The sequence below is a fragment of the Spirosoma litoris genome (assembly GCF_054776755.1).
Genome location: NZ_BAAHBI010000075.1, coordinates 403,481 through 424,433, shown reverse-complemented (window position 1 = coordinate 424,433; position 20,953 = coordinate 403,481). Strand labels below are relative to the sequence as shown.

Here is a 20,953-nt window from a genome sequence, read left to right as displayed (position 1 = left end):
GCATTCTCGGTCATTTTCCTGCGAAAAATCAATCGAAAACGGAAAGTTTAAACAGCTTCAACGTTAAACACTGATTAGGCTCGCTGAAAGAGAAAATTGTGTAAGCATCGGTTTCAGCAGGAAACGAAGCGAGCTTTACCCAGGCCGACAGTGTATAGGTTGGATTTGTAAATGGTGCCGCTGGTAAATCAATATAAGCGTTATTGCTGAAAAAATAAGCACTATTAGGATTTCCAAATCGGTCTTCGTAAGAGTTGCTCCAACGACTGTACCATCATTTGGGCCAAATCCATCCTTGGCATTACCTGTAAATGGATAGCAGGCGATTAATTGACTCGTGGCTTGACCAATGCTGTCATTAGAATATATAGAAGAAAAAAGAATAAAAATGAGTATACAATATTTCATCGGTGGGTATGTTTAGAACTGCTTGGTATGACGCGTTCAGTTTAAAGTTATTTTATAACATGTTGACCAGATAATTCCTATGGCTATAAGTTTGGGGTACATTTATTCGTTAGGAATTAGTTGGTTTATTCAGTCAATTAGTTTGTCTCGTAAACCAGCTTAGCTTCGCCGTCGGATAAAGCACGATTATAGATTTTGATTTCATCAATAACACCCGAAAAGTACAATGTTCCATTGAAACGTAGACCGATCAGAGTACGTACACTACCATCGTAGAGTGGAGGGGCAGTCATTTTTTGCGAAGCACTTAGCGTTCCATTTACATAAATTTTTAGTGAATCTTTGCTCCGACTTGCCAGTATATGGTACCATTGGGCTGTGCTGGTAGGAAGAACACCTGAATAGGCAAAATTATTATAAGCTCTGTCCTTCGTATACGACCACATGCCCCATCCCTGTACCGTCGTATTGGCTAAAACCATAACGTGATCACCATTAGAATTCCCTGTGCTAATAATAGTTAGCACACCATTGTTCCCATTCCAGGAGGGAATGTATGCAGGCTTAACCCAAGCAGTGTACGTGAACTCCTCCGTATTGAACGTATTAGAGGGAAGCTCCATATAGCTGTTACCATCAAACGCGTAAGCCGATTCTTCATTCCCAAAACGGTCTGCGGTGGGCGTCGCACCACGATTTTGGACAAGGTTATTATTACCACTCTCGTCTTTAATGCCCTTTGTAAAACTATAACAAGCCATCAAACCGTCAGTAATAGGCCCACACGTAGATGATGTCGGTGGGGCAGGTGGCGTCGGTAGCGTCGGTGGAGTCAGTGGCGTAAGCTCCTGACAGGCAATCGAACCAAGCCACAAACTTGCGAGGAATAATAGAGTGGAACTTCGTTTCATGGTGTGTAATTTCTCCTTACTGTTGAAAAAGAATGTTTATGGAGAAGTAATGTAATTTAGAAAAATATACGTAAAATAGGATTTAGCTACCATAAATTTTGCCACGCATAACATCTCTGTAAGCCTCCCACTCTTGCTTTAAAAGTGCTAGACCGACAACATCCTGCCAAATACCGTCTTTTTTTACATGTTGTCGATAGTAGGCTTCCCGTCTAAAACCGAACTTTTCATGCATCGATATTACTTTGTCGTTAAAGGTCATGACCTCGCAGCGCAATTTGTTGAGTCTAAGTTCTTTAAAGACATACTCTAGTACGTTAAATTCAATTTTAGCGCCTAGTCCTCCTCCACGAATGCTGGTGTCACCTAAATAAAAAGCCCAATAGCAACTGCTAAGCGTTTGACTAATACCAGTTAATGAAGCTAAACCTATTTTTTTTCCGTTGTATTCAATTAACCAATAACGAGACGTTGGATCGTTTTGTACGCGTGTAAACCAGGCTATTTGCTGCTCCGATGTAATGAGTTCGCTCGTATACATATATTGAGCCACTTCGGGTGAATTGCGCCAGATTCGTACCAGCTCAATATCGTTTTCTGTTAACAAGGTTAGTGTAATATCCATTGGCTTATTTAATGGTTGGCCAGTAATGTTCGGAAAAAAGCAGCAATTCGTTCGCCTGATCGGCCATCAAAGAATCGTTGTTGACTAGTTAGGCTAGCGTTAACAACACCAACTGGCAAGGCTAGCTTAGAGCTTAAATCGATGGGATTAAAATCCTTTTCTATAACTGCTAATGCAATTTGATTGTCGGCGTAAAAATCACGTAAACCAGCCTGATTATCGGCTGTTATAATACCAATAAACGGTTTGCCAACAGTAGCAACTTCGTATGAAATAGTGCTACACGACACAATGGCTGCATGACAATTTTCAATGGCATCTACTACCTGCTCTGGATTTAAATTTCTCCGAATTTGCACCCGATCTGTAGGATAGGCTGTAAAACATTCGCCGTAAGGATTTGCTGCTCCTAGAATGACAACAATCTGGCTTATTGATGAATCTTGTATCAAACTTTCCACAACTCGTTGACTGATGTTTTCGGGATCGGCACCACCCAAATTAACCAGAATATGCTGGGGTTGAAATTTTGATAATTGATTGATTCTGTCTTGTCTTTTTGTTTCTAAAAACGATTTTCTTAATAATGCATAACTTGACCCAATCAAGAACTGAGTATAACCTTCAGCCTGATAATCAATTATTCGTGCATTACCACTATGGTTAATGACGACATCTGCATATTGATGCCAAGACGCCAGGTCGTCGATCGCTATCAACTTTCGACAATGCTGTTTAAGTTGCTTTTGATAGTTAGCTCTAAATGAATACCCATCCAGAATAATAAATTCCTGACCAGTTAGATGCTGACTAAAATTCTGGAAATCAATTTCATAATTAGTTGTTTCCTGTAAACAGATTATGTCGAAAGAGGCTTGCCGAAGTAGCTGCTGAATTGCCTCGGAAGGCTGCTGAATCGCAAAGGACATCTTGAATAAGTCGCCTACCATCTCAGCAATGGCCAGGCAGCGCATTAGATGACCTAAGCCAATTTTAGAACCGCCATCAGCACGGAAAACAAGCCTCGGAGTAGTAAGATCATTCATTTGAAAGCAAATTATGCAATAGCCGATATTTAAACTCTGCTATTTTCCAATCAGCAGCGGTATCAATATCATGTGCGTGCATCTCGTCAATTACAACACCGCCGGCAGTTAGGCCAACCAACTGACGATGCTGCTCTAGGCGAGCAGCATCGAACCAATAGAACTGTCCTGCATCGTGATACATAGGCTCAAGGTCTTGTGAGCGTAGTAAAAAAGCATCAGGCTGTGCCCATGTCAATAAGCCATGATTAAATTTGAACGCTCGTTGAATTGGGAAGGAGAATTGCTGAATTGGATATACAATATCAACTTGTTTTTCAAGAAGCACTTGATAAGCCGAAATCAGTAAATCGGATGTAATGAAAGGGGCAGTTGGATATAAACAGCAAAGAGAGCGGAACTTAAGGCCTGATTTGTTATAGCCATCTAGTACTTCAAGCAATACGTCGATAGTAGATGCATAATCGTTCGCTGTTTCAGGAGTGCGTAAAAACGGAACAGATGCCCCGTACTGGCGGGCAATTGTAGCAATCTCATCATCGTCGGTCGAAACCATCACCTCGCTGAACAAACCCGATTGTAAAGCGGCATTGATCACATAGCCAATGATGGGCTTGCCCAGAAACAGACGAATGTTTTTGCGCGGAATTCGCTTGCTGCCACCCCGCGCCGGAATGATGGCTATATTATTCATAAAGAGCCTGTGCAAGCTAAATTATTGACAATAAGCTAGTACCTGATTAATTACGTACTGCTGTTCATCGTCGGTCAATGTTGGGAACATTGGCAGACTCAAACAACGGGCATAATAACGCTCTGCGTTTGGGAAATCGCCGGGCTTCCAGCCAAACTCACGGTAATAAGGCATTAAGTGCACAGGAATGTAATGCACCTGCGCCATAATGTTTTTGGTCCGTAAGAAATCGTACAATCCTTTCCGGTCATCCACCTGAATTACGTAAAGATGATAAGCATGATTCACGTTGGTAGGGGGAACGATGGTCGTAACATTGGTGCCGATAAAGGCTTCGTCGTAGCGTTTAGCAATTTCCTGCCGACGAGCCAGCATGGCATCTGCGCGTTGCAACTGGCTTGTTCCAAGGGCTGCCTGCATGTCAGTCAGGCGGTAATTGTAGCCCAATTCCTGCAACTCCATGTACCAGCCTCCGCGTTCGGGTTCTCCTTCGTACGGCTCTGTCAGCTCGGCGGGTTTGTTGGTGATGCCGTGGGTACGGAGCCGGAGCAGGTGTTTATAGAGAGCTTCGTCGTTTGTGGTAATCATGCCACCCTCACCAGCAGCGATATGCTTAACTGGGTGAAAACTAAAAATCGCTAACTCCGCCAGCGATCCGTCGCCACAGCGGTGATTACCATTTGCATCATCGGTAAACGAACCGCCCGGTGCATGGCAAGCATCTTCTAAAAGCCACAAACCATATTCATCGGCCAGTTCACGGAAGGCTACCAGATCGACCGGGTAACCCGCAAAATCGACGGGAATAATACCTGAAAAATACCCTTTAGGATGCTGTTCCAGCAAAGCCCGTACGGCATTGATGTCAAGCAGGGCTGTTTCGGGATCAACGTCGGCAAAATGAACTTCACCCCCGCAATAGCGGACACAGTTGGCCGACGCCGAAAAGGTAATAGGTGTGGTAATGACGCGCGTCCCTTCTTTCACACCCAACGCCATACAACATAGATGCAAGGCTGCTGTACCGTTGGCAATCGCGACGGCGTATTTACAACCAATATAGCTGGCAAACGAAGTTTCAAACGCACCGATATGTGGCCCCTGGGTCAGGAATGGTCCGCGTAGTACGTCGGCAACGGCTGCAATATCTTCGTCGGTAATGTGCTGCCGACCGTATGGAATGAGGTTTGGCATTATAAAAGCAATAGATCAGTCAATCAATGGTAAGTAACAGGTAGCTAATCCAGTATTGGCTGTTTTTGTAAATAACATACCACGGATAGTGTTCAAAGAAATAGCAATCAGTTTTTCTCTTAAAAAGTCATCTATGAGTAGCTGGCCGTCAATAAAAGTGACAAATTCGTCAAAATTATCAACGTAAAATTTGATACTAGCCGCGTAATGAAGGACAGGCTTGCGGGCTTGAATAAGTAAGAACGTTACCTCAAAAGAAACGTCAATTATTCTGTCAATCTGTTGCGCTGTCACACCGCCTTCTATATCGAAGTCTAATTCCTCTGGCTGACTTGAAACAGTATCATCTATTGAAAAATCAGTTTCTTCTATAGAATCTATTTTAAACAGAACGTGCTTAGACATTTTTACTAGCTGGCTTGGGCCAAGTTCTTTATTGTATGTAGTTGTCCCCCATGAATTACCCTTTTAAAAGTATTCTGGGGTAGTTTTTCTTCTCTATACTTATCCAGATTTATATATGTGATTTCTGGCACTTTTCCCATCGCCAAAGCTAGGTCGACGAGTTTGCTGATTTTATGATCGAAATCACCATTTAGAATCTGTGATACATACCCTTTTGTAACACCAAGCTTTTCTGCAAGTTGCGTTCGTGAAATATTATTATCAGTCAGGTAGCTCTCTAATTGATTAAATAGATCAAGTTGAATCTTAGTAATCCAATATTCACGGCTGTTTATCAATTCATCTCTAGTCATGGTCAAAGCGAGTTTAAATACTGCTCTTTCAGGGAGCGAAAACGTTTAAAGTCTGCTTTTTGAGTCGTCTTAAAGCCACCTAATACGATAATCTTGCCATTAGCCTGTTTAATCGCATACACGCGCAAATGCTTGGATTTGAATTCGTATTCTTTGTGAACTGTACCATCGGGAGTAACATCTTTGAACTTTGTATCAGGCAATGAATTTCCATTAGCAGCATACTCTATATAGGAAAGCAACGTTTTGAACTCTGTTAAAAAACGTTTGTCGGTTGCTTCGATTAGCTGTTCAAATGCTTCCAACTGTCCAACTCCGTCAATTACTAACTCATCTAACTCCTGCTTAGCTTTTACAGCCTCTACTTTCCTTAATGCAAACGTACTCATAAAAGTTTAGTTAGAGCTAAACTGCATAGGCTGAATTACTAAAATTATGCCCTAGACCGAAAACGATGGATCAACATGTGCTCGAATCTGGTCGCGTAGTTGCTCCACGTTCAGCCAGTCGGTATTGGTGCCGGAGTTGTATTTGAAGCCCATCTCAACCTGCTTACCGTTGAAGGCTTCCATGTAATCATCAACGCTCCAGGTGGGCGTTGAGGGCGTAATGACGTAGTATTTATCCGTTTCGACCGTGTTGAGCGAGTCGGTTTCGGTAATCATTTCCTCGTGTAGCTTTTCGCCCGGACGGATACCCACCAGCTTCTGTTCGCAGTCGGGACCGATAGCTGTGGCCACGTCGGTGATGCGATAGGACGGAATTTTTGGGACGAAAATCTCGCCACCCCAGGCGTGTTCGAGCGCATGAAACACCATTTCGACACCTTCTTCGAGCGAGATGTTGAAACGAGTCATGTCGGGGTGGGTAATGGGTAGGACGCCATCTTTCCGTTTTTCCAGGAAGAAGGGCACCACCGAGCCGCGTGAGCCAATTACGTTTCCGTAACGAACGACGGAGAACCGTAAATCACGGCTTCCTTTCATGTTGTTGGCAGCCACAAAAAGCTTGTCTGAGCAGAGTTTGGTTGCTCCGTAAAGGTTGATTGGCGCAGCCGCTTTATCGGTCGAAAGGGCAACTACACGCTTAACGCCATTGTCTAGCGCTGCGTTAATGACGTTTTCGGCGCCAAAGACGTTGGTTTTGATGCATTCCATCGGGTTGTACTCAGCTGCCGGAACCTGTTTGAGAGCGGCTGCATGTACAATGATGTCGATGCCTTCACAAGCTCGCTTGAGCCGGTCGCCGTCGCGCACATCACCAATGAAAAACCGGATGGATTTGTATTTCGATTGTGGATAATATTGCGCCATTTCGAACTGCTTTAGTTCGTCGCGCGAGTAAATGACGACACGTTTAACGTTCGGGTGGCGTTGGTAAACCATCTCGACAAATTTTTTGCCGAAGGAGCCCGTGCCGCCCGTAATCAAAATGGATTTATTTGTTAAATCAAGCATGTTATAAGTACTGAGTTGGCCCAGAGGCCGTGTAAAGAACTGTCTATTTTGAGCTTTCTTTTTCCCGAACGGAGTTCAATAAAGCCCCAAGTTTAGTAACTATCTGCGGATTTTGTCCGGCCAGATTTTTGGTTTCACCCAGATCAGCTTTCAGATCGTACAGTTGGGGCTGTGGAGTGTAACCTGTTTCGATGCTAACCTCGCGCATAAACGCCTGACCATTGCTGGGTTCAATATATTTCCAGTTATCCTGTAACAACGAAAGTGTGCCGTTAAGCGCATGTTCAATGACATATTCCCGGCTTTTTTTCGACTTTCCGAGAAAGGTATCGATCATGTTGAAACTATCTCGTGCCTCCATTTTGTCCAGCGACTGACCCGTTAATGACGCAAATGACGCTAGCAGATCAAGCTGACTAACCAGCGCATCGGACGTGCCGGGCTTTACCTTACCCGGCCAACGTACAATAAACGGAACTCGGGTTCCGGCATCGAAAGCACTGTATTTTCCCCCGCGAAGTGGTCCGGCGGGTTTATGTCCGTTTAGTTTGGTAACAGCCTCATCCTGATAGCCATCGTCGACTACGGGGCCATTGTCGCTGCTGATGATGACAATCGTTTTGTTTGTTAGGCCAAGTCGATCTAGTGTTTTGGTAACTTCGCCTACGCACCAGTCCAGTTGGAGAATAGCATCTCCGCGAGGTCCCATGCCACTTTTACCCGCAAAACGAGAATTTGGTAAGCGGGGAACGTGAATATCGTGGGTCGAGAAATAAACAAAGAATGGGTTGTTTTTGCTGGACTCAATAAACTGATTGACTTTCCCCGTCAGCACGTCGGCCATTTCTTCGTCGACCCACCGTGCTGATTTTCCTCCGCTCATATAGCCAATTCGACTGACGCCATTCACGATGGTTTGGTCGTGCCCGTGGGAGTACTTCATTTTGAGCAATTCGGGGTGCTCCTTTCCGGTTGGGTCGTTTCCGATTGGATTTTTATAACTTACCTGAATCGGATCGGCAGGATCTAAGCCAACAATACGGTGATTCTCGACATACACGCAGGGCACACGGTCGCCGGTGGCAGGCAAAAGGAATGAGTAAGTAAAGCCAATCTCGAGCGGACCGGGTTTGATGTCGGCATTCCAGTTTGGCCCACCTTTAGGTCCCAGCCCCAAATGCCATTTGCCTACTACGCCCGTTTTGTAGCCTGCTTTCTGTAGAACACCGGGTAGCGTAATCTGATCGGTAGGAATCAGCAGCGCTGCATCGCCGGGAGCAATGCCCGTTCCGGTTTTTCGCCAGGCATAAGTACCCGTCAGGAGCGAAAAGCGGGAAGGTGTGCAGGTCGAAGAGGAAGCGTGAGCGTTGGTGAATTGTAATCCCTCTTTGGCAATTCGGTCAATATTTGGGGTTCGGATTTTGGTTGCGCCATTACAACTAATGTCGCCATAGCCCAGGTCATCGGCATAAATCAGAACAATATTGGGCTTTTGTTGCGCGAACGTAGCTGATTCGCCGACTAGCCAACTACCAAGAATCAGGAGAAGAAACTTTGCTTGCATGACGGGTTTAGCTAGTACGTATTGATTGGTTAACTGGCTGGTTGATCGATTCCCGTTCAAACGCATCGATGTAGCTTTTGGCGCTGGCATTGACGATTCGAACGCCCCGATAATCGGCGTAATCACGCAAGACTTCGTACCCTCGAAATACTTTGTGGAACGATAAAAACTGCGAGGCCATTGAAAAGGTACGTTGCCGATGTACATCGGAATAAACCGGCTGGTGCGATATATCTTTGGGCTTGTCGTAGAAGTGAATCTGCTTGATTAAGAGCTGATTTTGGTCATTCAGGCGAATTTCTTCGTGCCAGGACGTATCGGCTCCAAAGAGATAGATCGTTTCGAATTTTCGGTTGATCATCAGCGCCAGCGCGGCAATAATGACGGTTTGTGCCTGTGGCATGCCCAGACCTTTGGCATACAGCCAATACACCAGCCATCGGAACCCCCGAACAACCGTGTAGTTAAAATAAACGACCTTGATTCGTGGATTTCCCCGTTCAATCTTGCCAAGCAAATAGGAGCCTTTGGCAAAGTGGGGGACATACAACGTCATGGGCCAATCGACAGTCTCCAGAAAAACGGATAACGTCCGGCGAATATCTTCCCGGTCAGTAGTTTGCTCGGTGAAAACGAAATAGTTAGGGTCCGAAATGACGTAATCCTGCGGACGTAATCGCGGAAAAATATCGGCGTGGGCAAAGTTATTCACGCAGACAATTTCGGTCTGACGAATAAAATCGAACTGCTCGCTCAGCGACTCTTTTAACGACGGGCCATTGCCCAAAACAGAACAAACAGGAAGTTGCCGGGCGGGCAAACGAGTGGCATGCCGTCCACGAATCGCTACTTTCACGAGCGATACCAGCGATGCAAACAACTCACTCAGGAATTGACTAACCGAATTAAAACCAGCTTCAATCATGCTGTCGGCTCCAGACAGGTAGCCTTTTTTTCTACAAAATAACGAAGAAAATAGCAGACCGGGAGAAGGGTGGGCTGGATGGGCGTAGGACAAGTTCTTTTTTCGACAGGATTAACAGGATTTTCAGGATTTAAAAAGTTATTACAAATCCTGAAAATCCTGTTAATCCTGTCGAAAACTAGAACTGTTTCTCAAAAATAAGTTTGGGCGATTCCTGAGCGCCAAGATTACGTTTGAAGCGTAGTAAGCTCGGTTTCGGCTGGCGTTGCTCGTCAAGCGATACCCCCAAATCGAGCAGTCTGATTTGTTGTTTCTGGCAATACGTAACTAATCCATCGATTAGCATAACCATCGGACTAAATGCCTGATAATCGGGGTGTGATGCGGGTAAGAAATTGTACAGTATATCCTGGCGAACACGCACAGCTATGGTTAAGGCAGCAAGCTCGGTTCTATTTCTTACGACAAAAACCGCGAACTGCTCTGGGAAGCCCTGAACTAATTTTATCAATCGATTGGGCGGTAGCGTGAGTGAATAGCCTTTCTGCGCATGGGTGTCCAGCAAAAAGTCGAGCACTTCATGGAGATTCGGTTCCTTCCAATGCATAAACTGAAAACCCGCTTCCCGGCATTTGCGTAATCGTCGACGTTCAGCGGGAATAATGGTGCGATCAAACGGAATATCGGCAATTGCTAAAAAGGAGGTTGGGTTTATTTCCCGAAGATAGAAGCCATGCTTAATCAGGCGATTCATTAGCAAGCACGCTTGTTCTGGTGCATAACAATTGGGATAATTGACTAACCGTAATGTTGCGACATCAACCGAGCGAACTACCTCAATGAGCGCGTTTAGAAATTCATTCAGTACCGATTCGGGTAAGGCTTCCACGAATTCGATAGAGCCGAATGGGGCAGCGGCAGGGCTAATTGCTTCGTTGCCTTGAATAAAAAACGCACAACGGGCTTCTACTAGCTTGGTAGCCAGATTTATGGCCAAAACCAAATAAAACTGACCACCGTTTTGCTGCCAAAGGTGAGCGGTTTCATTAAACAGAAAACCATCCTGATAGAATAAAGGAACATCAAGCGGAGATGGGTTCTGCTGAACCAGAATACGATATAGGGTCATGCTGTTGGATACGTCGGTCCTGTGACGATCCTGGCATGCTGGAAGTAACCGTATTAAGTAAGTAGAAGTCGTGATTCTATGTTTTTGAGCCTTTCGCTTTTAGCTAAGAAAATCTTGCGTGGGTAAGTACACACTGAACGTAGCGCCCTGACCCGATTGACTCTGCGCCATAATATAGCCCCGGTGATTTTCGACAATCTTTTTGGCAATGGCCAATCCAATACCAGTGCCTGGATATTTATCGGGGCCGTGCAATCGCTGGAATGTCCCAAAAATACGTTCTGCCTGATGAGCATCGAAACCAATGCCATTATCGGTAACCTCGATAAGACAGTACTCCAGACTGGGCGATAGCGGAACAAAGGACGAAGGAAGCGCTGAACTACAGACTCGTCTGCTTTCTATCTGGATGTGAGGAGTTACGCCTGGCTTTATAAACTTGACTGCATTGGAGATCAGGTTCTGAAACAGTTGTACGAGTTGACGAGAGTCGCCGGGTATCGTATCCAGTTCGCCCACCTGAACTAACGCCCCCGTATCCTGAATGGCAATTTCCAATTCACTCAATACCGTCTCGACTAGTTCGCCCAAGGGCTGAGGGCGCCAGCTATCCGGGCGTAGGGTCAATCGGGAGTAGTCGAGTAAATCTTTGATAAGCATCGACATACGCCGGGCGGCCACCACCATTCGTTCCACAATATCAGCTCCTTCCTGATCTAACTTTGGCGCATAGCTTGTTTGTAATCGGTCGCCAAATGCCTGGATTTTACGCAAAGGTTCCTGCAAATCGTGCGAAGCGACATAGCTAAATGAAGCTAATTCGGCATTTCGGTTGACCAGCTCCTGATTCTTTTCCGTCAATTCCCTGTTGATTTCTTTAAGCTCTGTTTCATAATGAAACCGCTCAAGCTCAAATTCAGCCCGTTTGGCTACAATTTTTAAAAGCGACGAAATATACTCTGGTTCATCGATGGCCGATTGGTGCATGGCGACGATGATGCCAAAGGCACGCCCTTTTGCGTCGTACAAGGGATAACCGATGTAGCCTTCTACATTAAACTGAACCAGGGTCTGATTTTTTGGGAAAAGTCGACGGCACTGACTGGGGTATGTCGAGAGTTTACCCTGAATAACCTGTTCGCAGGGGCCATCGGGCAGATCGTATTGAATATTGCCAACCGTCTGGCCATTGGCGGTGAGCGCGTACGTACGGATAGCAAATGCGCCCGGCGATGGTTCAATTAATTCGCCCAAGAATACATAGTCCAGCTTGGTTTGCTCAGTAATATAGTTGACCAGCGAGTGAAAAAACTCATCACCAACTTTATAGGTAGCAAATCGATCGGAAAATTCCAGCAGAAACCGCTGGTCAACTCCTTGCTGGTTTAGCTGAGATTTTAATTGACGATTTTCAAGTGTCAGAGCGTCGATCCGCTGCTGTAAATGAGCAGTTGGCAGTACGTCCATGTTACGGTAGTTAATGAGTACTTCTTGGTTCAGACAAGTCGGCTATTCCTTATGCAGAAGCGATAAGCAAAAGATTAACCAAATTTAACGTACTCATTAAAAAACCTACCGCATGTCTGATTTATTTTTTTAAACGGCCAAGCAGTAACACCGTGTAAACCTTTTTTGAGTTTAGCGACTGCTTGGCCGCGATACTGTGTAGCTAAGTTGATGAATGTTGGACTAGGAGAGAGACTTCCGTTTGCCCAATTGTGAGTAGACTAATTGAATAATGCCATCTTTCAGTCCCAGATCAGGCACAATAATTTTGTTGGCACCTGCCCACTTCATAACTGAAATATAGATGTCGGCTGCGGGGACAATCACATCGGCCCGGTCGGCATTCAGACGGAGCTTATTAACCCGATCTTCCAGACCAAAGCTGGCTATATAATCGCGAATCCGTTCGATTTCGGAACGTGTCGTTTCCAGTTCCGAGGTTTTGGAGGCCAGATTAAATAGCTTACTAATGTTACCTCCTGTACCAACGGCCGTAATCTCGCGTGTTCCATCAACATTATCCTCCACCCAATCTTCAATCTTACGCCAGGCCCCTTTAGTTTCCTTGCCTTCCAGCAAACGAACCGAGCCAATTTTAAAGGATTTGGAGTTTATCTTTTGACGATTCTCATACACGTTTAACTCTGTACTCCCTCCGCCAACATCAATGTGTAAATACTGACGGTCGTCCAGCGCTTGCACCACTACATTATTAATGAGCTCGGCTTCTTTGCTACCATCAATGATATGGATCTTGATCCCCGTTTGGGCTTCAATCCGCTTGGCAACCTCATGCCCATTTTCAGATTCGCGCATGGCCGAGGTAGCACAGGCCATGTAATCCTCTACCTCATGTAACTCCATGAGCAGTTTGTAGGCCTGCATGAGTTTCATGGTTCGGGCTTCACTTTCGGAGGTCAGGGCGCCATAATTAAACACATCGTGGCCTAAGCGAAGCGGGAAGCGGACATACTCAACCCGTTTAAAACTAACCAGGTCGTCGTTGTGAAGTATTGTTGAGATTTGCAGACGGGCTGCGTTGGAACCGATATCAATGGCTGCCAGTTTCATAGAGTCAAAAGAGTGAAAGAGTGAAAAACTGAAAGAATGAAAGGCTGACGCACGTCATTTTGCTCTTTCACTCTTTCAGTTTTTCACTCCTTAATAAAGGCCAAAGATACTCTTTTTTGGGGCTGTACAGCCTACTTTTTCGCCACCTTTTGCCTGCCCATACGCTAAGTCACCTAAGCCGAAAATGCTGTCAGCTCTGCCTTATTAGTCCTAATGACAGCAAAAATCGGTGTTGGTTGAATCTCCAGTGCCCTTAAAAGCAGCAGAATCAATAGCCGAAAATAGCCTGCAGAGTATGCCGACATAGTCTATTTTTGGTTACTTTTGCCTTAGCTTATCCAGAAAGACGGAGGGAACGGACCCAATGATGTCTTGGCAACCAGCCAACTCCAGGAGATGGTGCCAATTTCCTCCCGCTTTATAGCGGGATAGATAAGATTAGCTTCCTGCTACCTGTCTTTCTGTCGGTAAGTCTTTTTACTAGTTTGGATTTTTTTAAGGGCGCTCCTTGTTGGTAGCTCTAAGAATAATGCCTTGTATAACTTGCCAGTGAAAACGATACACGAACTCCTGCACGAACGCATCCTTGTCCTCGATGGCGCGATGGGTACCATGATTCAACGGTATAACCTGACCGACGCGGATTATCGAGGGGAACGATTCAAGGATTGGCCACACGATCTTAAGGGTAACAATGATTTGCTGTCATTGACAAAGCCGGATATAATTCAGACAATTCATAAGCAGTATTTAGAGGCTGGTGCCGATATTATTGAAACCAATACCTTCAGCGCCACAACCATTGCCATGGCCGATTACCATATGGAGGAGTTGGCTTATGAACTCAACTACGAATCGGCCCGGATTGCGAAAGAGGTTGCTGTTGAGATCACAAAACAAAATCCAGATAAGCCGCGCTTTGTTGCCGGGGCTATGGGACCAACTAACCGTACCGCTTCGCTATCGCCCGACGTAAACAACCCGGCTTACCGAGCCATCACGTTCGATGAACTGGTTAATGCCTATTATGAGCAGGTGAGTGGGTTAGTGGATGGTGGTTCTGATTTACTGCTGGTTGAAACGATTTTCGATACGCTCAATGCGAAAGCAGCGATGTTCGCTATCGATAAGTATTTCAATCTGAATCCACAGAAAACAGTTCTGCCGATCATGATTTCGGGCACCATTACGGATGCCAGTGGACGAACACTATCAGGGCAAACAACCGAGGCATTTTTGTATTCGGTTTCGCACTTGCCGCTGTTGAGTGTGGGACTGAACTGTGCATTAGGGGCGGCATTAATGCGCCCGTATATTCAAACGCTGGCCAAAGAAGCTCCATTCTTCACATCGGCCTATCCGAATGCGGGCTTGCCAAACGAGTTTGGTGAGTACGACGAAACGCCGGAGATGATGGCGTTACAAATTGAAGATTTTATTAAAAGCAACTTCGTCAATATTGTTGGCGGATGCTGCGGCTCTACCCCCGATCATATTCAGGCTATTGCCGATGTAGCCGCTAAATATCCCCCTCGGCAACTACCAGATGCTGAGCCTTATCAGAAGCTGAGCGGACTGGAACCTCTGAAAATAACAGAGCAAACGAACTTCCTGAACGTTGGTGAACGGACAAACGTAACGGGATCAAAGAAATTTGCCCGGCTTATTAAAGAAGGGAATTTCGATGAAGCGCTGAGTATTGCCCGTGGACAGGTTGAAGGTGGGGCCCAGGTGATCGACATCAACATGGACGAAGGCATGCTGGATTCGGTAGAGGCCATGAAAACCTTTCTGAATCTGATAGCCGCCGAGCCTGACATTGCCCGCGTTCCTATTATGGTCGATTCCTCCAAGTGGGAAGTGATTGAAGAGGGCCTAAAATGCGTACAAGGTAAAGCGATTGTCAACTCGATCTCACTCAAAGAAGGCGAAGACGCCTTTATTGAGCGGGCTCAATTAGTGAAACGCTATGGTGCCGCTGCGGTTGTGATGGCGTTTGACGAAATGGGACAGGCCGATTCGTATGAACGACGCATTCAGATCTGCGAACGAGCTTACCGAATTCTGGTCGATAAAGTCAATTTTGCTCCCCAGGATATTATTTTCGACCCGAATATTCTGACCGTTGCTACGGGTATCGAGGAACATAATAATTACGCTGTTGACTTCATCAACGCCACCCGCTGGATCAAGGAAAACCTGCCGTTGGCCAAAGTGAGCGGTGGGGTGTCGAATATTTCGTTTAGCTTCCGGGGCAACGATGTCGTGCGCGAAGCGATGCACTCCGCATTTTTATACCACGCTATTCGCGCGGGTATGGATATGGGTATCGTAAACGCGGGTCAGCTTGAAGTCTACGATAGCATTCCGAAAGATTTATTGGAGTATTGTGAAGATGTGTTGCTGAACCGCCGTGACGATGCTACCGAGCGCCTGGTCGATTTTGCCGAAACCGTAAAAGCCAAAGGCAAAGCGATTGTTCAGGACGAAAGCTGGCGTCTGGAACCCGTTCGGGAGCGGCTTAAACACGCACTTATAAAAGGCATTACCGACTATATTGATCAGGACGTCGAAGAGATTCGACTTCAGGTAGAGCGTCCCTTGCACGTTATCGAAGGTCCCTTGATGGACGGGATGAACGTGGTAGGGGATCTGTTCGGTGCCGGAAAGATGTTTTTGCCGCAGGTTGTAAAATCGGCGCGGGTAATGAAAAAAGCGGTGGCTTATCTGACCCCGTTTATCGAAGCGGAGAAATCAGGTACTGGCTCTTCATCGGCAGGGAAAATTCTGCTGGCAACTGTCAAGGGCGATGTGCATGACATTGGCAAAAACATCGTTGGCGTTGTTTTGGGCTGTAATAACTACGAGATAATTGATCTCGGTGTGATGGTGCCGACCCAGAAAATTCTGGACGCTGCCCGTGAGCATAACGTAGATATTATTGGTCTGAGTGGCCTGATTACCCCATCGCTTGATGAAATGGTTGGGGTTGCCAAAGAAATGCAGCGTCAGGGCTTTACCCTGCCGTTATTGATTGGTGGGGCAACTACTTCCCGCATGCACACGGCCGTTAAGATTGATCCGCATTATACGGGTCCGGTTGTTCATGTGCTGGATGCTAGCCGAAGTGTTCCTGTAGCTGGGCGATTAGTGAGCGAAACAGACGGTACACGGGAGCAAATCTTTACCGAAATTAAAGCTGAGTACGTCAAGCTTCGGGACGACCATGCCAAACGCCAGAAAGAAAAGGCTAGCCTGACGATTTCAAAGGCGCGTGAAAATCGCACAAAAATCGACTGGAGCGCTTTCAACCCAACGAAGCCGACTTTCCTGGGTAATCGCTACTTCGAGGATTATGATATTGCCGAATTAGCCGATTACATCGACTGGACGCCCTTTTTCCAAACCTGGCAATTGCACGGAAAATACCCAGCTATTTTTGATGATGCGGTTGTTGGTCAGGAAGCGAAGAAACTATTCGACGATGCGAAGCAGCTTCTACAGGAAATCATCGACAACAAACTGCTGAAAGCAAAGGCTGTTGTTGGATTCTTCCCCGCTAATTCGGCTGACGATGATGTGCTGTTACACGATTTTGAAGAACACGTTCGGGATATCCCCTGCGAACGGCACGGTTCTCATCAGCACATCGAGTACAAAATCAGCAAGGCACAGTCGCAAACGGCAGTTAGCCCGGCAGGCGAGTTGATTTACGACACTAAAACCGTGTTGCACTTCCTGCGTCAGCAGAATCAGAAAGCGCCGGGATTGCCAAACTTCTGTTTGTCGGATTTTATTGCTCCGTTGGAAAGCGGACGGGAAGATTACATTGGTGGGTTTGCCGTAACAGCAGGCATTGGTATCGAAACCTTGCTGGAAAAATACGACCGCGAGCACGACGATTACAACAGCATCATGGTGAAAGCCCTGGCCGACCGTTTGGCCGAAGCCTTTGCTGAGCGGATGCACGAGCGGGTTCGGAAGGAGTTCTGGCCGTATGCTGCCGATGAAACGCTGACCAACGACCAGCTGATTAAGGAAGCGTATCAGGGTATTCGACCTGCACCGGGTTATCCGGCTTGCCCCGATCATACCGAAAAAGGTACGTTGTTTAATTTGCTGGATGCCAACAAGATTGGTATTGAACTCACAGAAAGTTATGCCATGTATCCAGCTTCGTCGGTGAGCGGTTTTTACTTCTCAAATCCCGAGTCGAAATACTTCGCGTTGGGCAAGATCAACAAAGATCAGATTTTAGACTATGCTCATCGGAAAGATATGCCCGTTGAGGAGATTGAAAAGTGGCTGAGTCCGGTGTTGAGTTATGATGCGTAGCCATTCCGGCTTTATACTATAGAAAAAGACGGTTGTGTAAACGACCGTCTTTTTTGTTATTAACTTTAGAGCGTAATCGTTAGCCATACATGGACCACTTTATCGACCATATTGAAATCAGTAATTTTAAATCCATCCGGCATTTGGATGTAAGTGGATTCAAGCGCATCAATATATTCATTGGTAGGCCGAATGTTGGAAAGTCAAATATTCTGGAAGCTTTGTCGCTTTTTAGTCTTTCATGGAATAAGCTAACGGATATTGTTCGTGTAGAAAATTTGCGGGAACTTCACTATAATGGAGATGTGGATAATAGCGCTGTAATAAGTATACAAAGACAACGAAGCCGAGATTTTATCGAAACCTGCAAATTGACGTTTCTAAAATCAATGGGAACGACATTAGTTGGTTTATCAAGAAAAAGTATTTCCCAGCCAGATAACGTTCATGTCAATGATAAATCTGCTTATCAAATTGATAATGAATTTGAGGTATCTAAGCCTGACGGATTTTACAATATTTTTATCGAAGAAATAAGGAAATATACCTTTAAGTCTGACGTAAGATTCTTTGAGAAGCGTTTGTCTTTTTTAAACCCACCCTTTGGAAATAATATCTTGTATGTCCTAGAGCTAATGCCTGAATTACGAAAGCTTTACGCTCAATGGTTTCGACAATACGGTTTACGCCTAGTATTGGATACTGCAAGCCAATCTCTTAAAGTACAAAAAGATAAAGGGGAAGATGAGGTATTTCAATTGCCATACTCATCCGTAGCTGATACCTTACAACGTATTATTTTTTACAAAACAGCGGTTGCTTCTAATGAAAACTCTGTATTGCTTTTTGAAGAACCTGAAGCTCACGCTTATCCTCCATACATCGTTGAATTTACTCAGGAGGTAATCAGATCAGAAACGAACCAGTTCTTTATTGTTACGCATAGTCCGTTGATTGTCAATGATTTTCTTGAAGGTGCTATTGATGATTTAGCCATTTTTATGGTTGATTTTAAAGACGGCCAGACGGTAGCAAAACCATTAACAAGAGATGAACTGAACGAGGTACATAAGTACGGTGTCGATTTATTTTTCAATAATGAAGCCTACTTAACCTAATGGACCTACACGTAATTCCTGAGTGCTATATCGACACCAAACTTCTCAAAATAGCTGCCCCACCCAAAGGTCGATATAATCATCAGAAAGGTTGCCCGAATGTAGTGAAGCTAATGCAGGAAAAACTGCATAGTGATTTCGCTTTAGGAATAATTGATAAAGACAAGGTAATCATGAAGTATGTGGCGGAGTTTGAGAATGTTATTCTTATACCCGATAAACTAGAACTTCTTAAACACCCATATCGGCATCACTATTTAATTTTTATCTGCCCTGCACCTGAGAAATGGATGATAGCTGCTGCTGAAGATGCTGGTATATCGCTTACAGATTTTGGTCTACCGCACGATTTTGATAAACTGAGTAAGATTACTAAAACGTCGAAAAGCGAGAATGATGATCCCTATTCGGCTAATTTTCAACAGCTATTCAAAGAAATCCAACGGAAAGAGTCGCCTTATTGGATGATTTTCTCCTTTTGGATTGCTTATCTAAAAGCCAATCCATATACTGCAGATACAGAATGGCTTATTCAAGAAACAGAACGTTTAGTGGGCAATTCGTAATACAAAAAATTCCCAGAGAAAGCTCTCTGGGAATTTTGATTGTGTCGGAAATAAGTAAGAAAACTCGTTAGGGCATCAGCACTGTATCAATCACGTGAATCACGCCGTTAGACTGGTTCACATCGGCGATTGTTACGGTCGATGTGCCGCCTTTCGCATCCATCAGTTCGATTTTTTTGCCTTTCATCATGGCTGTCAACGTACCACCCGAAGCCGTTTTCAGCGTGGCTTTACCACCACCGTCCATGATTGCTTTCATCAGATCGGCTGCGCTCATTTTACCAGGTACTACGTGATACGTCAGTATTTTGGTCAGCGTTTCTTTATTCTCTGGTTTTACTAGTGTTTCAACCGTGCCTTTAGGCAGTTTGTCGAATGCTTTATTCGTAGGAGCAAACACGGTAAATGGACCAGGACCCGACAACGTTTCGACAAGACCAGCAGCCTTAACTGCCGCTACAAGCGTAGTGTGATCTTTCGAGTTTACGGCATTTTCAATGATATTTTTTGACGGATACATGGGCGCACCACCAACCGTCACGGTCTTCTCCTGGGCAAATGAAAATTGGCTGATAGACAGTAAGCTGAGTATAGCCAACGTGAATTTGAACGTCTTCATCGTCGTTATTTTAGAATGTGTTAGAATTATACTGAACTGTGTCGATCAACGGGAAGACTTACGGGAGAGCAGTAGGCTTTGGATTGGAATGTTCTATAACTTTTTTATAATATATTGATTTTGAAGTAATTATATTTTTCTATAACTGCCCAGATAGCTATAAACGAAGACCGCCAGACATATGTCTGGCGGAACTAAGCTTTTAATTAGGTGAGGATATCCTTATGGCGTGGATGAGAATGAAAGCCTCTACAAATGTGGCTGATGAATTATAAAATTAGTAGGGGAGATTACCCAATTCGTATACGGGAGATTTCCCGTATCAAATACGGGAAATCTCCCGTATTTACTCGGCAAATGACTAGTAATAGTCTACTATCTTGTAGTTAAGTGTTTGATTTTTAGGTATATAAAGGGTCGCTGAATCATGCCAAAACGTATATAGGATATAGTGTATATTGTTTTAACATACATAAGCAATTAGGTTTGAGTGAACCTTTTAACTACTTATTCAACATGGCTGAAACTGTACAGAATGACCCATATCCTACAGATCCCATAAAACTGAAGGAAGCTTGTGAACGCTACGAAAAACTGCTGGCCGAATCGGGCTTAACTAAATTTTTTCAAACGGGCTACTTTGATGTAACAGGAATTCAAAAAATACTGGCCGAAAACCAGTCAGACCACATCAAAGTATATTATGGCATTGACGAAAAAGATCGACATTTTTTGTTTATTGCTCCTACACAGCCAGATGGCCGCGCTCGGGAAGATACGGACCTGACTGAAGCGGAATGCTGCTGCCAGCGCCCTCCGTGTCCGCTGGAACTTAGCGATCGATACGCAGATCAATAGATAATTTAACACGTAGTATGTGGGATACGCTTTTGTATGTTGGATTGATGGGTGTAAGTACTTATTTGTATAGTATAAACTATCGGGTACTTACGCCCCCACTCCGCTTATTAACGATTAATATAACCCTAACATTCGCTACTACTTTGTACGCGATATATATAATAAA

19 protein-coding genes and 1 riboswitch are annotated in these 20,953 nt (G+C 44.9%); of the genes, 4 read left to right on the top strand and 15 right to left on the bottom strand.

The window, feature by feature from the left end:
- Positions 1-545: 545 nt before the first annotated feature.
- The 14 genes from ACYVGR_RS36960 to ACYVGR_RS36895 all read right to left on the bottom strand — a co-directional run bounded on the left by ACYVGR_RS36960 (position 546) and on the right by ACYVGR_RS36895 (position 13,288).
- On the bottom strand, positions 546-1,319 hold the full coding sequence (locus ACYVGR_RS36960) for a LamG domain-containing protein (protein ID WP_460965838.1): 774 nt from the start codon (positions 1,317-1,319) through the stop codon (positions 546-548).
- An 82-nt stretch (positions 1,320-1,401) separates the two neighbouring features.
- Positions 1,402-1,944 carry a UDP-4-amino-4,6-dideoxy-N-acetyl-beta-L-altrosamine N-acetyltransferase gene (pseH, locus tag ACYVGR_RS36955; RefSeq protein WP_460965836.1) on the bottom strand — a complete coding sequence of 181 codons (543 nt, stop codon included), beginning with the start codon at positions 1,942-1,944 and terminating at the stop codon, positions 1,402-1,404.
- Positions 1,945-1,952: 8 nt separating this feature from the next.
- Positions 1,953-2,990 carry a UDP-2,4-diacetamido-2,4,6-trideoxy-beta-L-altropyranose hydrolase gene (pseG, locus tag ACYVGR_RS36950; RefSeq protein ID WP_460965834.1) on the bottom strand — a complete coding sequence of 346 codons (1,038 nt, stop codon included), beginning with the start codon at positions 2,988-2,990 and terminating at the stop codon, positions 1,953-1,955.
- Entirely contained in the window at positions 2,983-3,684 is a 702-nt protein-coding gene (pseF, locus tag ACYVGR_RS36945; protein ID WP_460965833.1) for a pseudaminic acid cytidylyltransferase, read from the bottom strand. Before pseF ends, pseG begins: the two co-directional genes overlap by 8 nt.
- Positions 3,685-3,705: 21 nt before the next feature.
- Entirely contained in the window at positions 3,706-4,878 is a 1,173-nt protein-coding gene (pseC, locus tag ACYVGR_RS36940; RefSeq protein WP_460965832.1) for a UDP-4-amino-4,6-dideoxy-N-acetyl-beta-L-altrosamine transaminase, read from the bottom strand.
- Between the two features lie 15 nt (positions 4,879-4,893).
- Complete coding sequence (locus tag ACYVGR_RS36935; protein WP_460965830.1) at positions 4,894-5,283, bottom strand: hypothetical protein; 390 nt, start codon at positions 5,281-5,283, stop codon at positions 4,894-4,896.
- Positions 5,284-5,288: 5 nt separating this feature from the next.
- On the bottom strand, positions 5,289-5,636 hold the full coding sequence (locus ACYVGR_RS36930; RefSeq protein WP_460965828.1) for a helix-turn-helix domain-containing protein: 348 nt from the start codon (positions 5,634-5,636) through the stop codon (positions 5,289-5,291).
- 2 nt (positions 5,637-5,638) lie between these two features.
- A complete protein-coding gene (locus ACYVGR_RS36925; RefSeq protein WP_460965827.1) occupies positions 5,639-6,025 on the bottom strand; it encodes a hypothetical protein in 387 nt (128 codons plus the stop codon).
- Positions 6,026-6,076: 51 nt separating this feature from the next.
- Positions 6,077-7,093 (bottom strand): UDP-N-acetylglucosamine 4,6-dehydratase (inverting), encoded by a 1,017-nt coding sequence (pseB, locus tag ACYVGR_RS36920; RefSeq protein ID WP_460965824.1) that lies wholly within the window; start codon positions 7,091-7,093, stop codon positions 6,077-6,079.
- 43 nt (positions 7,094-7,136) lie between these two features.
- Entirely contained in the window at positions 7,137-8,657 is a 1,521-nt protein-coding gene (locus ACYVGR_RS36915; protein ID WP_460965822.1) for a sulfatase family protein, read from the bottom strand.
- A gap of 7 nt (positions 8,658-8,664) precedes the next feature.
- The gene (locus ACYVGR_RS36910) at positions 8,665-9,582 is read right to left on the bottom strand and encodes a motility associated factor glycosyltransferase family protein (protein WP_460965820.1); all 918 of its coding nucleotides are present in this window, start codon (positions 9,580-9,582) and stop codon (positions 8,665-8,667) included.
- 178 nt (positions 9,583-9,760) lie between these two features.
- On the bottom strand, positions 9,761-10,711 hold the full coding sequence (locus ACYVGR_RS36905) for a GNAT family N-acetyltransferase (protein ID WP_460965818.1): 951 nt from the start codon (positions 10,709-10,711) through the stop codon (positions 9,761-9,763).
- Positions 10,712-10,810: 99 nt separating this feature from the next.
- Positions 10,811-12,178 carry a sensor histidine kinase gene (locus ACYVGR_RS36900; RefSeq protein WP_460965816.1) on the bottom strand — a complete coding sequence of 456 codons (1,368 nt, stop codon included), beginning with the start codon at positions 12,176-12,178 and terminating at the stop codon, positions 10,811-10,813.
- Between the two features lie 222 nt (positions 12,179-12,400).
- On the bottom strand, positions 12,401-13,288 hold the full coding sequence (locus ACYVGR_RS36895) for a Ppx/GppA phosphatase family protein (protein WP_460965815.1): 888 nt from the start codon (positions 13,286-13,288) through the stop codon (positions 12,401-12,403).
- 331 nt (positions 13,289-13,619) lie between these two features.
- Positions 13,620-13,727, top strand: a riboswitch (SAM riboswitch).
- A 110-nt stretch (positions 13,728-13,837) separates the two neighbouring features.
- On the opposite strand from ACYVGR_RS36895, the gene metH reads away from it, so the two are divergent.
- From metH to ACYVGR_RS36880, 3 genes are all read left to right on the top strand, one after another.
- Entirely contained in the window at positions 13,838-17,623 is a 3,786-nt protein-coding gene (gene metH, locus ACYVGR_RS36890; protein WP_460965813.1) for a methionine synthase, read from the top strand.
- 89 nt (positions 17,624-17,712) lie between these two features.
- Positions 17,713-18,741 (top strand): AAA family ATPase, encoded by a 1,029-nt coding sequence (locus ACYVGR_RS36885; RefSeq protein ID WP_460965811.1) that lies wholly within the window; start codon positions 17,713-17,715, stop codon positions 18,739-18,741.
- Complete coding sequence (locus ACYVGR_RS36880; RefSeq protein WP_460965810.1) at positions 18,741-19,307, top strand: hypothetical protein; 567 nt, start codon at positions 18,741-18,743, stop codon at positions 19,305-19,307. The genes ACYVGR_RS36885 and ACYVGR_RS36880 overlap by 1 nt, the downstream gene beginning before the upstream one ends.
- A gap of 67 nt (positions 19,308-19,374) precedes the next feature.
- On the opposite strand, the gene ACYVGR_RS36875 is transcribed toward ACYVGR_RS36880, so the two are convergent.
- A complete protein-coding gene (locus tag ACYVGR_RS36875; protein WP_182457800.1) occupies positions 19,375-19,926 on the bottom strand; it encodes a fasciclin domain-containing protein in 552 nt (183 codons plus the stop codon).
- 516 nt (positions 19,927-20,442) lie between these two features.
- Between ACYVGR_RS36875 and ACYVGR_RS36870 the strand changes: the two genes are divergently transcribed.
- Positions 20,443-20,784 (top strand): hypothetical protein, encoded by a 342-nt coding sequence (locus ACYVGR_RS36870; protein WP_182457799.1) that lies wholly within the window; start codon positions 20,443-20,445, stop codon positions 20,782-20,784.
- Positions 20,785-20,953 lie beyond the last annotated feature (169 nt).

What these genes read in the sequence shown, in the direction of transcription:
- pseH (WP_460965836.1), bottom strand. Translation starts at nt 1,944, where the DNA reads ATGGATATTACACTAACCTTGTTAACAGAAAACGATATTGAGCTGGTA.
- ACYVGR_RS36895 (WP_460965815.1), bottom strand. Translation starts at nt 13,288, where the DNA reads ATGAAACTGGCAGCCATTGATATCGGTTCCAACGCAGCCCGTCTGCAA.
- ACYVGR_RS36915 (WP_460965822.1), bottom strand. Translation starts at nt 8,657, where the DNA reads ATGCAAGCAAAGTTTCTTCTCCTGATTCTTGGTAGTTGGCTAGTCGGC.
- pseB (WP_460965824.1), bottom strand. Translation starts at nt 7,093, where the DNA reads ATGCTTGATTTAACAAATAAATCCATTTTGATTACGGGCGGCACGGGC.
- pseG (WP_460965834.1), bottom strand. Translation starts at nt 2,990, where the DNA reads ATGAATGATCTTACTACTCCGAGGCTTGTTTTCCGTGCTGATGGCGGT.
- ACYVGR_RS36910 (WP_460965820.1), bottom strand. Translation starts at nt 9,582, where the DNA reads ATGATTGAAGCTGGTTTTAATTCGGTTAGTCAATTCCTGAGTGAGTTG.
- ACYVGR_RS36930 (WP_460965828.1), bottom strand. Translation starts at nt 5,636, where the DNA reads ATGACTAGAGATGAATTGATAAACAGCCGTGAATATTGGATTACTAAG.
- ACYVGR_RS36960 (WP_460965838.1), bottom strand. Translation starts at nt 1,319, where the DNA reads ATGAAACGAAGTTCCACTCTATTATTCCTCGCAAGTTTGTGGCTTGGT.
- ACYVGR_RS36935 (WP_460965830.1), bottom strand. Translation starts at nt 5,283, where the DNA reads ATGTCTAAGCACGTTCTGTTTAAAATAGATTCTATAGAAGAAACTGAT.
- ACYVGR_RS36870 (WP_182457799.1), top strand. Translation starts at nt 20,443, where the DNA reads ATGGCTGAAACTGTACAGAATGACCCATATCCTACAGATCCCATAAAA.
- ACYVGR_RS36880 (WP_460965810.1), top strand. Translation starts at nt 18,741, where the DNA reads ATGGACCTACACGTAATTCCTGAGTGCTATATCGACACCAAACTTCTC.
- ACYVGR_RS36905 (WP_460965818.1), bottom strand. Translation starts at nt 10,711, where the DNA reads ATGACCCTATATCGTATTCTGGTTCAGCAGAACCCATCTCCGCTTGAT.
- ACYVGR_RS36885 (WP_460965811.1), top strand. Translation starts at nt 17,713, where the DNA reads ATGGACCACTTTATCGACCATATTGAAATCAGTAATTTTAAATCCATC.
- pseF (WP_460965833.1), bottom strand. Translation starts at nt 3,684, where the DNA reads ATGAATAATATAGCCATCATTCCGGCGCGGGGTGGCAGCAAGCGAATT.
- ACYVGR_RS36925 (WP_460965827.1), bottom strand. Translation starts at nt 6,025, where the DNA reads ATGAGTACGTTTGCATTAAGGAAAGTAGAGGCTGTAAAAGCTAAGCAG.
- ACYVGR_RS36900 (WP_460965816.1), bottom strand. Translation starts at nt 12,178, where the DNA reads ATGGACGTACTGCCAACTGCTCATTTACAGCAGCGGATCGACGCTCTG.
- pseC (WP_460965832.1), bottom strand. Translation starts at nt 4,878, where the DNA reads ATGCCAAACCTCATTCCATACGGTCGGCAGCACATTACCGACGAAGAT.
- ACYVGR_RS36875 (WP_182457800.1), bottom strand. Translation starts at nt 19,926, where the DNA reads ATGAAGACGTTCAAATTCACGTTGGCTATACTCAGCTTACTGTCTATC.